Source organism: Staphylococcus sp. GW823-FHT05F06, from assembly GCF_058795495.1.
Genome location: NZ_JBXAHW010000005.1, coordinates 1 through 15,151, shown reverse-complemented (window position 1 = coordinate 15,151; position 15,151 = coordinate 1). Strand labels below are relative to the sequence as shown.

Sequence of the window (15,151 nt, the reverse complement as noted above, 5' to 3'; positions counted from 1 at the left end):
ACTTTCAGTCTTTTATATTACAAATTATTCCACCAATTCAATCCGTCTTCACTAAGTAATTTTTCACTTTCTTTAGGTCCATAGCTTCCAGAGGCATAATTAGGAAACTGTGGCTGTTCTTGTTTCCATACATTTTCAATATCATCAATAAATTTCCAAGAATGTTTTAATTCTTCCCAATGCGTAAAGTTTGTTTGTTCTCCAATTAATGCATCGTAAATAAGATTTTCATATGCATCAACTGTATTCATTTTATCTTTAATCGGCATAGTATAAGGAAGCTTCACTTTTTGCATTTCATTATTTTGATTACTTTTCTTACCATTCACACATAAAGAAAATCCTTCATTAGGTTGTACGTTGAGGACTAATAAGTTTGGTGCATTCTGTTCACAATTACTATAATATAAATGCATAGGATTTTTTTAAACTCTATAACGATTTGGATAGATTTTTTCTTCATTCTTTTTCCTGTACGAATATAAAATGGAACACCAGCCCATTTAGAGTTTTCAATTTCTATTTTACCTGCTACAAAAGTTTCAGTATTAGATTGTGAATTTACATTAGGTTCATTTCTATATGCAGGAACGAACTCATTATTGATCATTCCCCCATCATATTGACCACGTACGAAACTTTCTTTAATTTCATTTGGATTAAAACATTTCAAGGATTTTAAGACTTGAACTTTTTCTTTTCTTATATCACTACTTTTTCTACTAATTGGAGGTTCTATTGCAAGTAATTAAACCATTTGTAATAAATGATTTTGAACCATGAATTTTAGGGCGCCGCTTGATTCGTAGTAACCACCACGATATTCTATACTAATCGTTTCTGAAGAAGTTGCTTGTATATTGGAAATATACTTATTATTCCAAAGTGGTTCAAATATAGTGTTTCAAAATCGTAGACGTTCAATATTTTGAATCATTTCTTTACTTAAATAGTGACCAATTCCAAATATTTCTTCTTTAAAAGACTTACTTATTTGATTATTTAATTTTTTTGCAGATTTTAAATCATCACCAAATGGTTTTTCTATAATTATTCGCATTAACCCTTTTACGTTCGTTAATCCAGACTCTTTCAAGTGGTTTGTTGCAACTCCAAAAAATTTAGGGGACATTGCAAGATAGAACAATCGATTTTCTTTTAGGTCAAACTTATCATCTAGTTCTAAACTCATTTCCAAAAATTTTTGGTAGCTATCTTTACTATTAGCGTCCTGTTGTTTATAAAATAAACGTTTTAAAAACGCACCAATTTCCTTTGAGTTTTCAATATTATTTTGAATAGCATTTTTGACTTTTTCTCTAAATTCATCAGTAGTTAACTCATTTAAACCACTGCCAATAATTGTTAGTGAATTTTCAAAGTATCCTTTTTGAAACAAATTATAAATAGATGGGAAAAATTTTCGATAGCTTAAATCACCTGTTGCTCCAAAATAAAAAGCTTCTTATTCAGTAGAAACAAAGTATAAAGCCGTTGAAATGAAAGCAGCAGGATTTTCAACAAAAGAAATTTTGAAAGTATTAAATGTTAGAAATAGAACACAAGTAAAAACTTGGTGGCTATGGTATCAAAATGAGGAAAGTATGTTTGTTTCATATCTTTATCCTCAGTCATTAATTATTTGTCTATCTTTGCATTTCTCTACTAACCAGTGTTATAATCTAGATAATGAAAATGATTAGCAATTAATGCACCAATCCCCACACTACTGCAATAGTGTGGGGATTTTTATGTGTGTCTATGGTTGCCTATTTATTATTGCAATTACATATCCAATGAGTAAATAATGCAATAATACAACAACTGAGGACTGTGGTCGTGATGTGAACGAAAATGATTAGCAATTAATGCACCTCCTCTCTTCGTCAATTGACGCCTGAGAGATAGGCGACTCATATATTATATCATCTCTGAATATTCGATAATAGATAACTTCAGATAATCATGACTTATGTTAAATTAAACCTAAATTATCTTGCTTTTGAACAATACCTTGTTGAATATCATCATCTAAATTATTTTTCATTTCTTTAAATAATTCTTGAAATCTCATCTCATCTTGATCAGAATAACCTTCAAAAACGACTTTATCGATATTGTCTTCGTTAAAATAGTATATTTGATCTTCTACGACACCGACAGGATAATTACATGCTGAATAATCAAATATATATTTTTGATTATCTATATCTACAATAGGTCCTCGATTGATAATCATTAACTTTTGGGAACCTTCTTTTAAATATATGATACTCCTATTGTTTCCACTTTATCTCACCTATCTTCTTATATTTTTAATTTTGGCATGTACTTTTCTATCAGAAATTGAAGCCATATTCAAAGTAGTAAATATAAATAATACACCTACCCAAAGTATATATCCTAAGATGTTTTTCTTTTCCTCAAAAATCATTTGAAAAGGTGCAATTGAGAAAAACAGCATCATAAAATAGCAAAACACCACCAATATCATATTTTTAAATGATGGTATCAATATTACTTTTTGTTTACTCTTTTTATTAAATGCTGGATGATTTAACTTCTTTCTTATAGATAAACGAAGTGTGATCACAGCAACAAATCCAATTAAAAACATAAAAACTATCCAAATTCGACTAATATTAATATCTATATAACCCACAAGACTTCTTAATAGCACACTGATAGTGACGCCAACGCCAGCAGCCATCATACCATGACTCTTTTGTCCTCCATTATGAAATATGTTTATATTATTGAATTCTTGATAAGTTAATTCTGTGAATTTAATAGGTATAAACCAATTCAGCATTGGACATAAATATGAATACCAATTTTGTTCTAAATCGACCATTAAATAGCGATTATCTTTTTGAATGATGTTATATCTAGGATTTTTATAAATTGTGTATACATAATCCATCTTGTTTCACCAACTCCATTTCATTGGATTTGCTACTTTTTTGATATTATTGACAGCTTCTCCAACATTTTTCGACTTTTTTGCTTTATTACTAAAATAGTTGGCATCATTTTCAACGCTTTCTACAACCTCCTGAGAACTATCCTATAATTTATTTTTCATATGTAATGCACCTTTCACTTCTAAGGTAATTTCCTTAGTTTTAAAATCAATGTATTTATCAATTCCTTTGTCAATTTGATGACCAACCCAGTCAATTTTTTAACTCGTACCTAATCCTTTAGTTGAATTTACTATGTCAACGCCAACGAATTTTCGCATATTAAATCTAATTTGTTCTCCACTAGCTACAATAACGGCTGAAAAGAATTATATCCGAGAATCATAAGCAAGTCCTTGTGACCCACCCGCTCCACAATTACATGATACTTTTTTGGAAACAATCATATCTACTTAAAATACTTTTCACTATAATTTCAACATTAGAAGAGTAGCCTTTTGATGTTAAAAAAAAGTATTAAGCAACTGACTAAAAGTGCTTAATACTTTTTGTTATCAGAAAAGCGACGTCAACATAGAAACAAAACTTTTAAACAATTTATTCTAAGTTATGAAGCTTATTAAAATACATTTAACTTTTTATCTTAGATAAATACTAACAATAACGTACATAATCGAAACCTGATAGTATATAAACAATGCCGTGTTTAATAATAAAATTCCAATTCTTGCTTTAATTCATCTACATATTCTTTAGTTCCCGTCACAATCAAACGATCTTTATATCGTAACTGTGTATCACCATGAGGTACGATTGAATCGTTATCTCTTATAATACGAACAAAAATAATATCGCCACCAAATGGGAAATTACGTAATTGAATATTTTCATACTGATAATTTAACATTTGAATTTCATATAGAGATGTTTCTACATTACTTAATAAATTCAGCATATTAGGTGTTTCTATTAAACTTTTTAGTAAGATTTTATTACTTAAATAATTACTAAACACCTCTATACCTTGATGTTTCAATGTCGGATCTTCGTTTGTGCTTTCGAGTCGACATATAACACGTTTAACACCATGTTTTTTAGCCATTAACGCAACGCTTTTATTTATATGGTCATCATTTGTAGAACATACAACAATATCTCGCTCGAAAAGTCCCAAGCGTTCTAATAAATCTTCTTCGTAATCTGCTATTTCTATCATAGTAATATCGTCAGAGAGCTTTCTACTATCACTCAAATCTTTTCGATAGTATAAAGAAATATCATATAATTGAGAAGTTAAATTTTGTGCTATTGGAATAGTTAATTGATTCTTTCCAATCATACTTACTTCTATGCGGCGTCCCACTTCATTAGGAATTGGGAACATCTTCTTGAATATCACGGGTACGAAGACACATGTAATCACAGCACTAAGAATTAAAATGCCTGAAGTTTCCGGAGAAATCGCTTTTAATTTTTCAGCAATTTTAGCCGCAGCTATAACAAGTGATAAAGTTGATGTAAGTAAGAAAGCAGATGCAATGGTAGTTTTAGTGTCAAACCAGCGTCTAATGTAAAATACTGGTATCAATTTTGAAATAATAAATGAAAAAATGAGTACAGGTATAATAAGTAACAACGATGGTTCTTTAATTAAACTTGGGATATCTAAATCGACACCTACCATGATAAAGAAAATTGGAATAAAGAAACCATAACCAAAGGAATCTAATTTTTCGACCATCTCTTCATTAGGTTTAAGTAAAGAAACAACGACACCGGCAAGAAATGCACCTAATATGTATTCAGCACCAACACCTTCAGCAAGTGCTACTAATAAAATAATAAGTGCAAATACTGCTCTTATACCTATTTGCGTTGTACCATCCATTAACTTTTGTAAGAAGGACATACGTTTAAATAACACACCGATTACATAAAAGACAACTGTAAATACGACTAAAATACCTGTAAGCCATATTGTACTACCACCTTCACCATAAATAGCACCATAAACAGTTAGTAAAATCATGGTAAATAAATCTGCTAATACAGCTACTAGTAAAATAAATTGTCCTATCGTTGTACGCATAATGTTCATTTCTTTAAGGGTTGGTACTACAACTCCTAAAGAAATTGTTGAAATGATGATCACCATTAAAAGGACATCATTAACTAATCCTAACCATTTAAATGCAAAAGCTAAAACAACCGAAATCATCATAATAAATGCAAATACTGTCAGTGCCAGTTTAAGATGCCCAGGTACATCCTTTTCATGTTTATCTTCTCCTTGTCTTGGACGTGAATCCTTTTTAAATGCATTAAAGTCAATTTCTAGACCACTTAAAAACATTAAAAAGATAAACCCAAGCGTAGATAAAATATTAAGGAATGCATCTCTTTCCACTAAATTGAGAAAAGAGTGACCTATCACTATCCCCATCAATATTTCAGCTACAACAACAGGAAGAAAGTTTATATTAAAACGATGCACAATGATCGGAGTCATAAATGCAGCTACGACGACTATAACTAAAGATAAGAATTCCATATGACCTCCTTATGTTAGGTATGACATGAATGATGTAGCTAATCCAAAATAAATAAGCATACTCACAATGTCATTAATTGTTGTAATAAAAGGACCACTTGCAACAGCAGGATCAATTTTACATTTGTTCATTACTAAAGGAATCATTGAACCAACCAATGTACCTACTGTCATTGCGCATGTCAAACTTCCACCTACTATTAAAGCTAATAACGGTTGTCTGAATATGACGACAATAATTAAGAAAAGGATAACTGCACATACAATACCAGATAATAAACCACTTCCCGCTTCTCGCAATGCAATCTTAAATTTACTCTGTTCATTTATTTCCCCAGTAGATATATTACGGACAGAAACGGCTAATGATTGTGTGCCAGAATTTCCTGACATACCACTTATAATTGGAATAAATGCTGCAAGTAATGCCACTTGAGATAAAGTATCTTCAAAACTACCTAATATTGTAGCAGTAATCATACCCAAAAATGTTAACACAATGAGCCATGGTAACCTTTTACTCGCCGTCTTAAACACTGAGTCACTTGTAGAATCTATGTCAGATACCCCAGCTAATCGTGAGTAGTCTTCACTTGCTTCTTCATCCATAACATCCAGGATATCATCAATAGTAATAATACCTAGTAAATGATTTTGATAATCTACAACTGGAACAGCTATAAAATCATAGTCTCTCATTAATTGAGCAATATCTTCTTGGTCATCACCGACATTAGCACTGATGACACGTTCACTCATAACATCTTCAATGTATGCATCATTCTCAGCTACAATAAGATCTCTAAGTGATAGAACACCAACAAGTTGTTCATCTTCATTTACTGCGAATATGACATATATTGTTTCAGCATCAGGCGCTTGTTCTTTTACGTGAATTAACGCTTCTTTAACAGGTGTAGTTGATTTTAAAGAGATAAACTCCGTAGTCATTATACCGCCGGCAGTATCTTCTTCATAATGTAATAAAGCTTTGATTTCATTAGCTTTATCTTTGTTCATTAATGTTAGCAAACTCGCCACTTTAGGTTTAGATAACTCATTTAAAATATCTACTGCATTATCGTAAGACATTTCCTCTAAGACATGACTAGCATAGGTAGCGTCCATATTATCAAAAAGACTCTCATAATCATCGTCATCAAAGTCTAATTGATCAAAGAAATTTGCTACTTCTTTGGGTGATAAAAACTCAAATATTTTTTGTCTATTTCCATCATCCGTATCTTCAAAGTATTCACTTTGTTCATAGTTATGTAATTCTAAAAATTCTTTTCTGAATTCATCTATATCATTTTGATCTAATAATCGATCAAATAATTCTTTATCATATACGTCTTCACGAACGTTGTCTTTCATTTCAGTTTCGTTAGACATGTTAACACCTCCAAAACATATTTATTATACCATGTTGAATAATTTAATTAATTGTTTGTAGTCAACATTTATTAGGTAATGAGATCTATATATGGGGTGGATAAATTCAACTGAACAGCAATGTAACGCTTGTACATGAACGCAAGGATGATTTCCACCGTACAAATCATCACCAATTAATGGATGTCCAATATACTCAAAGTGAACTCGAATTTGATGCGTTCTTCCAGTAAGCAATTTAACCTTACATAAACTAGCAGTCTCATTTTGCATAAGCCTTTGATAGACTGTTTTTGCATACTTCCCCTTATCATTAACTTCTCGTTTAATGATACTATCACTATGCCTTGCAATAGGCGCTTCAATAACACCTGAAGATTGTGTATGGCCATAGGCTAAGGCGACATATTCTTTTTTAAATTTCACCTTTGAAAACAAATGATGTACATGCCCAAATTTAGCAAATACAACTAAACCTGAAGTATTTCGATCAAGTCGAGTCACAATATGAGGATTTATTTTTTCGCCTTTTTTTGTATAATAAGCAAGCACTTGTTCTACTAAACTGCCATGGGGATGTTCTCTAGAAGGTGCACAATTTTGCATTTGTGGCTTGTTTACAATTATCAAATACGCATCCTCATAAATGATTTCTAATTCCTTATCGTATGGAATCAAATTCTCACTTGGTGTTTCACATGGAAAATGAACTTCTAATCTATCACCTTTGTTCATAACATGTCTGACAGTTACAGGTGAACCGTTTAATAGTAAAGCGCCATTTAATTTAATGGCGCTCAACGTGCGTTTAGAATAATCTTGATTTTTCAAAAAAGTTTTCACTGGTTCTGACTGTACAATTTGATATGTTAAAATCATCGTTCATCATCACTAGAAATAAATGAGTCATGTACCCTTTTCCAAAACGGAAATGGACGGAATCTGGCAAAACGCACTTTCTCATTAGCAACTCTATACTGTATTGCATTGACGTTTTTGTGCTTAATGCTAACATGATCGATTGTGGTTCTAATCGTATCGTGATTTACCGGCGTAATTAAACACGTATGATGTTTAGGAAGTACTAATGGCGAGCCTACTGTTCTAAACACTCTATTATTAATAGATGCAATTTCAGCAATTTGCATCGCTTCAAGTGATGGATGTATGAGCGCACCACCTAAAGCTTTATTATAAGCTGTCGAACCCGAAGGTGTAGATATACACAACCCATCTCCTCTAAATCGTTCGAAATGTTTACCTCTTATATTGACGTCTACAACCAATGTTGAGCCATTTTCAGTTTTCATTGTTGCTTCATTTAAAGCAAGGTATCTCGTTTCATAACCATTATCGTTATACCTGACTATTAATTCTAAAAGTGGATATTCAATAACTTGAAACTCCGAATTATTAATTTCAATAATAAGCTTTTCAACTTCATGAGGTAACCAATCTGCATAAAATCCTAAATGACCGGTGTGTATCCCGACAAAAGCAACTTTGGATAACATATGACTATATTGATGGAAAGCTTGTAGTAACGTTCCATCTCCCCCAACTGAAATGACAATTTCAGGATTTTCGCTATCTTCTACCATTTGAAAATCTTTCATATGATTGATCATTTTATGCTTTAATGCATTCGATTTTGAATCACCTTTAGTAAGGATTGTATAACGCATGATTTACACCTCATTAATCATTTTCATGTTTCTTAGCACGTTTTTGCGTGTAATACTTTTGAGCTTCTTGAATTTCATCTTTAATTTCGGACATTTCTTCATCTAATAAATATGCCGCTTCTGCTGCTCTTTCTAAACGATGTTGAATCTCATCTGGGTATGCCCCATCATATTTATACCTTAATGTATGTTCGATTGTAGCCCAGAAGTTCATTGCTAAGGTTCTGATTTGAATTTCAGCCAAGATGTGCTTTTGTCCACTTAGTGTTTCAATAGGATATTTAATAATCACGTGATAAGAACGATAGCCACTTGCTTTTGTATTTCGAATGTAATCTCTTTCTTCTATAACCTTGAAATCTTGACGTTGTCTTAATATATCAACAACTATGTCAATATCATCCACGAATTGACACATAATTCTAAGACCAGCTATATCGTACATTTCTTCATGTAAACAATCAAAAGGGATACCCCTTTTGTTCGCTTTGTCTATAACGCTTGAAATAGGTTTTACCCTTCCAGTCACAAATTCAATTGGTGAATTATGTTCTCCCACTTCATATTGTTTTCTTAATCCTTTAAGTTTTACTTTTAACTCATCAACAGCTTGCTTATATGGCGTTAAAAATTGATCCCACTGGTTCATTTTGTTTCACTCCGCTTCACTCTAGTTCGAAAGTTTTTTCAACAGCTGAAACAAACTCCTTACCATAGTTATTGTTTCCTTCTATGTTATTCAAAACATAATCTAATTCTTCTTGGAAATGCTTTAGTTCTAAATGATTATTAATAATGATTCGTTTATCTCTATTCTCATGCAACATCGACCATGTTTCCTGAACAAAAATCAAATAAGAATATGATTGTCCATCATCTAAAAGATAAGCAAAACCATAATTATCACTATCAACAAGCATTTGACCTACCTCTTCTAGTCCCTCTGTAGATTCTTCTGAGAAGCAATAAACGCCATCATCTTTTAATTTAATTTCATTTATGTAAATACGCATGCTTGTTTCCTCCTTATTCCATACTAGTTTAACATATTACAACCTATCAAAACACGCTACAACTCACAGAAAAATCTTCTAGTCTCTCATGTTTTTACTGTTATCATTACTCATACTTTTATGATGATTTAGTGATCACCACAATCCTTTTATCATGTAACTAACCTAGTAAATTTAAGTTTCAACTTTTACTTATAGTGTTTGACTTTAATTATAAATCAAAATTCGTCATAATAAGACGTGTTAAATTTACAATAGCTAAAACATGATAGAGGTGACTTTTATGTCTACGAATAATGAGATTGAATTTAAACAAATACTAGATCAAGATACTTACTCAAAAATCTATGAACACTATTTCAAAAATCAATCACCTTTTAAGCAAACTAATTTCTATATCGACACAGAGAATTTTAAATTAAAACAGCATCATGCTGCTTTGCGTATAAGGGTAAAAGATTATATGTTTGAAATGACTTTAAAAGTCCCTGCTGAAGTTGGATTGACAGAATATAATCACTCAGTAAATATAGAACCTGAACTTGATATGTCACTTCAACTTTCTCAATTACCCAACGATATTAGAAATATTTTAGAACAGGACTTTAATATTTTAGAAAATGAGCTTAAAGTACTAGGAAACTTAACTACCTATCGTTTAGAAACCGATTATCAAAATGAATTACTAGTATTAGATAAGAGTGAATATCTCGGCAAAACTGATTATGAATTAGAGTTTGAAGTTCATTCTTATGATGAAGGATATTCAAAATTTAAAACTTTACTTCAACATTTTAATCTTCAACATCAAAAACCCTTGAATAAAGTGCAACGTTTTTTTCAAGAAAAACAAAATGCAAGTGATAAAGAGTAACAGTTGTCGATAAGGCAAATTACTTTTAAATGTAAAAATTCATGTTATATTAGATATATATTAATGGAACACGGTGATATTATGTCTAAAACACCATATGAGTTGATTGGTCAAAAAGCCTTGTATCAAATGATTGATCATTTCTATCAACTTGTCGAGAAAGATTCTCGTATCAATCATTTATTCCCAGGCGATTTCAAGGAAACCAGTCGAAAGCAGAAGCAATTTTTGACACAGTTTCTTGGAGGTCCTGACTTATATACCCAAGAACATGGTCATCCCATGTTAAAACGAAGACATATGGAATTTACAATTAGCGAGTATGAACGTGATGCATGGCTTGAGAATATGCATACTGCTATTCAACACGCCAAACTTCCTGCGGGTGTAGGCGATTACTTGTTTGAGCGATTAAGACTTACTGCAAATCACATGGTAAATTCCTAAATTTAATTGTAGGTGAAAATACATGGCTGAAGAATTAAGAATCATGGAGAATAAGAGTCGTGAAGATACTAATCTATCACCTGTTAGCAAAATAGAAATCTATTCTTTTTTTGATCCTTTTAGCAAAGATTGTTTTAAATTATCTGCAATCTTATCAAAATTAAGAATTGAATATAATAAATATATAAAGGTAAGACATATTTTAAACCCTTCTTTAAAGGTATTAACTAAGTGTCAAGCTCAAAGTACTTCAGATTTTGACAATATTGCACTTGCCTATAAAGCCGCTGAACTTCAAGGTCGTATCAGAGCAGAAAGATTTATACATTTAATGCAAAATGAAATCATTCCAAAACGTGATATTATTACCGAAGATATGATTTCTGATTGTATTAATAATGCCGGCATTGACTATCAAGTTTTTAAAGAAGACTTGCAAAAGGACAAGTTGACTGACAGCTTGAAAGTTGATCTTCACATTGCAAGAGAAATGGAAATAGAACAAGCTCCCTCACTTGTTTTTTTCAGCGAAAATGTTCATGAAGAAGGTTTAAAAGTCGAAGGATTATATCCTTATCATATTTATACTTACATTATTAATGAGTTAATGGGACAACCTATAGAGAAAAATCTTCCTCCAAAATTAGAATACTACATTCAAAAGAAACAACTAGTAACAATGGAAGAACTTTTAACGATCTATGAATGGCCTGAAAAATTGCTAAATAAAGAATTAAAGAAACTCACACTTCAACAAAAAGTTGAAAAGTTGCAATATCCAGAGGGAGAATTTTGGAAATCTAAAATGCCTCAGTGTTAATGATAGATATGATGAGAGCTATACAAATTTCATTTTGAAAATTATATCTTAATTACGATAGCGTGGACTCTCGAGTATAAAAAGAAGAATTCACATTTATGTTTAACTCAGTTATCTATAATTTAAAAAAATCGCCTATGACGTGAATAGTTGTCATAGGCGATTTTTAATATTTACTGATTTATTTTTTATTAAAAATATACACAATAATGTATATATCATGTATAGCAATAATTTTTAAATTCACTTTAAAAATTTGCAAATAAAAAAACGCCGTGTCTGATTACACGACGCTAAACAAAGGGGATGGGAGAAATTTTTCACTTCAAACAAAGGGGTATGTTTGTTATGTGATTAATTTCATGTTCATAATATAACACGGTAAAATATCCTTTTCAACCCTTGTTTATTCATAAAATTAAATTGTCACAATCTGTTCATATTGTAAGCGAATTCAATTCTACTAAGCTTTCATTAACTTTTCAAAAGCATCTAATTTTTGTTCGAATACTTCACAAGCTTCCTCTATTGGTTGAGGTGTTGTCATGTCAACACCTGCATTTTTTAAAATTTCAATCGGATAGTTTGAGCTACCCTTTTTTAAGAATTCATTGATATATCGTTCAACAGCAGGTTGACCCTCAGTTAAAATTTGATGACTTAAACTTTGAGCTGCACTATAACCAGTTGCGTATTGATATACATAATAATTCATATAGAAATGAGGAATACGTGACCATTCTTTACTAATATCATCGTCAGTTTCTACTGCTTCACCAAAATATAGTTTGTTCAGTTTAGCATATTCTTCATTCATACGATTTGGCGTTAACGGTTCCCCAGCTTCTTCTATTTGATGTATTTTATGTTCAAATTCAGCAAACATTGTTTGACGGAATAGTGTTGCTCTAAATCGTTCTAATTCTTGGTTAAGTAACAATAGACGTCGTTCATCATCTAAATGTTTGTCCATGTAGTCACTAAGTAAAGCCTCATTACAAGTTGATGCTACCTCAGCGACAAAGATTGTATAATCGCTTAAATTTGATGGTTGATTCTGTCTACTAAAGTAACTATGTGCAGAGTGACCAAATTCATGTACTAAAGTATATAAATCAGAAACAGTGTCTGACCAGTTAAGTAAAATGAAAGGATTAGTTAAATGTCCACCGGATGAATATCCGCCTGAACGTTTACCTTTATTTTCATATACATCGACCCAACGGTTATCTAGACCTTCCTTAACCACGTTTAAGTATTCTTCTCCCATTGGCTCAAGTGCTTTTAACATCCAGGATTTTGCCTCTTCATATGGCATTTCAAATTTGACATCTTTAACAAGAGGTGTATAAAGATCATACATTTTTAAATCGTCTAAACCTAGTAACTCTTGTCTAAGCTTCGTGTATCTGTGTAATAAAGGTAAGTATTTATGGACCGTTTTGATTAAGTTATCGTAAACAGCTTCTGGAATATGATTATTACTTAAAGCTCTTTCACGTGCTGAACGATAATGATGAGTTCTAGCATTAAATACATTTTTCTTAACCTCACCAGCTAAAGTAGCACCTAGCGTGTTATTATGCGCACCGTATGCTTTATAAACATTTCTAAAAGCAGAAGCTCTTAACTCACGATCATCAGACTCTAAATACTTGATAAATGTACCTTGTGTTAAAGGATAAGCTTGACCATCTTTATCTATAGCATCTTCAAATTCTAAATCTGCATTGCTGAACATTCCATATACATTAGAAGGCGTTGAAAGTGCGTCTTGTGCTTCTGTTAATAACTTTTCTGTATTCGCATCTAATATATGTGGACGTTTCTCATTAATCAATTTCAAATCGAATTCATATCGTTTTAAATCATCATTAGAATCGATAAAAGATTGAATAGTAGCTTCATCTAGTTGTAAAATTTCAGGTACTAAAAAACTCCATGCAGAGCTATATTTAATAACAAGTTGATGTGCACGCGCTTCTAAACCGGTATATTTATCATTTGCAGTATCTTGATCTTGTTTTAAATGTGCGTATACATATACCTTTTCTAATTTTGTACCTAACTCGTCTTCAAGACTTAGCGCTTCATATAATGTTTCAGCACTTTCACCAAGATGACCTTTAAATTTTTCTTCTTCACCTATTTTAGCTTCAATACTTTTAAAAGCTTCTTCAAATGCTTCATCACTTTTAAAAATAGTTGTTAAATCCCATGTATATTCAGGATATTTACGTTCCTGTTCTTCTCTTGTTAATTGTTGACTCATAATGTAAACCTCCTTAATAATCTGAATAGCTTAATTTTCTCATTTTAGCACTACTTTTGCACGTTTAAGCTTTCGTGTTCATATAAATAATCAAATTCACGTAAAATAGTGCTTAATATTTGACGTTTGTCGTATTGAAACGTTGCAAACACCCTAAACTTCACTTGACTAAGAAGTTGTTTACATAATTCGTTGTCATTTAATGTTCTTCTTAGCAACAAATATTTTAATTGCCATTCTATTGGATGCGTTATTAAATATATTTGATGTGGTACAACATATCCTAATTTAGAAATTACATCAGAATCATACATATTTAATTGATACATGGCACTGAGTGTAGGTTCTAAAACACTGTGACGCTTTCTACAATAGTTTATATAACGTTGTATATTAGAAGCAGATAACCTAAAATTGGGAACATTATTTGATTGAAAAGTCATATTTATTATATCTTCAAATTTTAAAACTTTTCTTTGAGCAACAAAATTTTTACCGCCTACATGTTGAAGTTGACTATATAATATTAATACAAACTTTTTGGAATCCCATGTTACTAATGTTCTATTAATTGGATGAATAAAAGCACTTTGAAATGGTGATAATTTAACGTATTTATATTTCAAAGGAACATCTTTAATAATCCAAATCACATTCAAACCTATTCGCTTTAAACCAGTTGTTCGGCGAATAATTTTACTGATACTTATTTTAGAAAATTGAACTTCAATTGCATTTTCTTGATTGATCACAATATCTGGATATTGCAAAACTTCTTTGTAATAAGGTTCAATTTCCACGTTAAAATTCAATGCTTTATAAATTCTTGCTAAATATAACTTTGCTTCATAATGTTCAACTGATTCTGACTTTGAACAGTGGTGATTAAAACGTGTTTTATGCGCAAAGTGAGCTATTAAAGTCATCCCTTGTTTGAGTATCACCTCAGACTTACAGTGAGGACATTGATATTTATCAAATTTGTTTGCATGTTGCGCTAAAATTTTCTGACCTTGCTGATTGATTGCCATTAACATCTCCTCACCCCATTATTAATAACGGAGTACAGCATAGTTTTACTTTTTAAAATAAAAAACATACTAAGATTAGCTATGAAGAAATCTATGACGATAGATTTTTTCATAGCTATTTTTTATAGTTATAGAGAGA

The 15,151-nt window shown here is 31.2% G+C and carries 14 protein-coding genes and 1 pseudogene; 3 read left to right on the top strand and 12 right to left on the bottom strand.

Annotation, left to right across the window (positions count from 1 at the left end):
* Positions 1–17 precede the first annotated feature (17 nt).
* From zwf to AC1Q7N_RS04440, 10 genes and pseudogenes are all read right to left on the bottom strand, one after another.
* Positions 18–1,453: pseudogene (gene zwf, locus AC1Q7N_RS04485) on the bottom strand (glucose-6-phosphate dehydrogenase); the annotation flags it as partial.
* A gap of 316 nt (positions 1,454–1,769) precedes the next feature.
* Entirely contained in the window at positions 1,770–1,865 is a 96-nt protein-coding gene (locus AC1Q7N_RS04480) for a type I toxin-antitoxin system Fst family toxin (RefSeq protein WP_107362610.1), read from the bottom strand.
* A gap of 110 nt (positions 1,866–1,975) precedes the next feature.
* Positions 1,976–2,272: a DUF4176 domain-containing protein gene (locus AC1Q7N_RS04475; RefSeq protein WP_025987217.1), complete on the bottom strand. Its 297-nt coding sequence runs from the start codon at positions 2,270–2,272 to the stop codon at positions 1,976–1,978.
* A gap of 27 nt (positions 2,273–2,299) precedes the next feature.
* Entirely contained in the window at positions 2,300–2,923 is a 624-nt protein-coding gene (locus AC1Q7N_RS04470; RefSeq protein WP_001829337.1) for a DUF443 domain-containing protein, read from the bottom strand.
* Between the two features lie 707 nt (positions 2,924–3,630).
* Positions 3,631–5,475, bottom strand: coding sequence for a monovalent cation:proton antiporter family protein (locus AC1Q7N_RS04465; protein WP_001832661.1), 1,845 nt, complete (start codon positions 5,473–5,475; stop codon positions 3,631–3,633).
* A gap of 9 nt (positions 5,476–5,484) precedes the next feature.
* On the bottom strand, positions 5,485–6,870 hold the full coding sequence (gene mgtE, locus AC1Q7N_RS04460; protein ID WP_002484738.1) for a magnesium transporter: 1,386 nt from the start codon (positions 6,868–6,870) through the stop codon (positions 5,485–5,487).
* 24 nt (positions 6,871–6,894) lie between these two features.
* The gene (locus AC1Q7N_RS04455) at positions 6,895–7,749 is read right to left on the bottom strand and encodes an RluA family pseudouridine synthase (RefSeq protein WP_002501697.1); all 855 of its coding nucleotides are present in this window, start codon (positions 7,747–7,749) and stop codon (positions 6,895–6,897) included.
* A complete protein-coding gene (locus AC1Q7N_RS04450; protein ID WP_001829306.1) occupies positions 7,746–8,555 on the bottom strand; it encodes an NAD kinase in 810 nt (269 codons plus the stop codon). The genes AC1Q7N_RS04455 and AC1Q7N_RS04450 overlap by 4 nt, the downstream gene beginning before the upstream one ends.
* 13 nt (positions 8,556–8,568) lie before the next feature.
* The gene (gene yjbM, locus AC1Q7N_RS04445; RefSeq protein WP_001829266.1) at positions 8,569–9,204 is read right to left on the bottom strand and encodes a GTP diphosphokinase; all 636 of its coding nucleotides are present in this window, start codon (positions 9,202–9,204) and stop codon (positions 8,569–8,571) included.
* Positions 9,205–9,220: 16 nt separating this feature from the next.
* Positions 9,221–9,568, bottom strand: coding sequence for a UPF0738 family protein (locus tag AC1Q7N_RS04440; RefSeq protein WP_001829330.1), 348 nt, complete (start codon positions 9,566–9,568; stop codon positions 9,221–9,223).
* Between the two features lie 283 nt (positions 9,569–9,851).
* Here AC1Q7N_RS04440 and AC1Q7N_RS04435 point away from each other — a divergent pair, with 283 nt between their 5' ends.
* The 3 genes from AC1Q7N_RS04435 to yjbH all read left to right on the top strand — a co-directional run bounded on the left by AC1Q7N_RS04435 (position 9,852) and on the right by yjbH (position 11,709).
* Positions 9,852–10,442, top strand: a complete 591-nt coding sequence (locus AC1Q7N_RS04435; RefSeq protein ID WP_002456102.1) for a CYTH domain-containing protein — start codon at positions 9,852–9,854, stop codon at positions 10,440–10,442.
* Between the two features lie 81 nt (positions 10,443–10,523).
* On the top strand, positions 10,524–10,889 hold the full coding sequence (locus tag AC1Q7N_RS04430) for a truncated hemoglobin YjbI (protein WP_002456103.1): 366 nt from the start codon (positions 10,524–10,526) through the stop codon (positions 10,887–10,889).
* 22 nt (positions 10,890–10,911) lie between these two features.
* Entirely contained in the window at positions 10,912–11,709 is a 798-nt protein-coding gene (gene yjbH, locus AC1Q7N_RS04425) for a protease adaptor protein YjbH (RefSeq protein WP_001829256.1), read from the top strand.
* 463 nt (positions 11,710–12,172) lie between these two features.
* Here yjbH and pepF read toward each other — a convergent pair whose 3' ends face one another.
* Complete coding sequence (gene pepF / locus AC1Q7N_RS04420; RefSeq protein ID WP_001829279.1) at positions 12,173–13,981, bottom strand: oligoendopeptidase F; 1,809 nt, start codon at positions 13,979–13,981, stop codon at positions 12,173–12,175.
* Between the two features lie 50 nt (positions 13,982–14,031).
* The gene (locus tag AC1Q7N_RS04415; protein WP_001829282.1) at positions 14,032–15,012 is read right to left on the bottom strand and encodes a competence protein CoiA; all 981 of its coding nucleotides are present in this window, start codon (positions 15,010–15,012) and stop codon (positions 14,032–14,034) included.
* Between the last annotated feature and the right edge of the window lie 139 nt (positions 15,013–15,151).

What these genes read in the sequence shown, in the direction of transcription:
- AC1Q7N_RS04415 (WP_001829282.1), bottom strand. Translation starts at nt 15,012, where the DNA reads ATGGCAATCAATCAGCAAGGTCAGAAAATTTTAGCGCAACATGCAAAC.
- AC1Q7N_RS04440 (WP_001829330.1), bottom strand. Translation starts at nt 9,568, where the DNA reads ATGCGTATTTACATAAATGAAATTAAATTAAAAGATGATGGCGTTTAT.
- AC1Q7N_RS04435 (WP_002456102.1), top strand. Translation starts at nt 9,852, where the DNA reads ATGTCTACGAATAATGAGATTGAATTTAAACAAATACTAGATCAAGAT.
- AC1Q7N_RS04465 (WP_001832661.1), bottom strand. Translation starts at nt 5,475, where the DNA reads ATGGAATTCTTATCTTTAGTTATAGTCGTCGTAGCTGCATTTATGACT.
- pepF (WP_001829279.1), bottom strand. Translation starts at nt 13,981, where the DNA reads ATGAGTCAACAATTAACAAGAGAAGAACAGGAACGTAAATATCCTGAA.
- AC1Q7N_RS04470 (WP_001829337.1), bottom strand. Translation starts at nt 2,923, where the DNA reads ATGGATTATGTATACACAATTTATAAAAATCCTAGATATAACATCATT.
- AC1Q7N_RS04455 (WP_002501697.1), bottom strand. Translation starts at nt 7,749, where the DNA reads ATGATTTTAACATATCAAATTGTACAGTCAGAACCAGTGAAAACTTTT.
- yjbH (WP_001829256.1), top strand. Translation starts at nt 10,912, where the DNA reads ATGGCTGAAGAATTAAGAATCATGGAGAATAAGAGTCGTGAAGATACT.
- AC1Q7N_RS04430 (WP_002456103.1), top strand. Translation starts at nt 10,524, where the DNA reads ATGTCTAAAACACCATATGAGTTGATTGGTCAAAAAGCCTTGTATCAA.
- yjbM (WP_001829266.1), bottom strand. Translation starts at nt 9,204, where the DNA reads ATGAACCAGTGGGATCAATTTTTAACGCCATATAAGCAAGCTGTTGAT.
- mgtE (WP_002484738.1), bottom strand. Translation starts at nt 6,870, where the DNA reads ATGTCTAACGAAACTGAAATGAAAGACAACGTTCGTGAAGACGTATAT.
- AC1Q7N_RS04450 (WP_001829306.1), bottom strand. Translation starts at nt 8,555, where the DNA reads ATGCGTTATACAATCCTTACTAAAGGTGATTCAAAATCGAATGCATTA.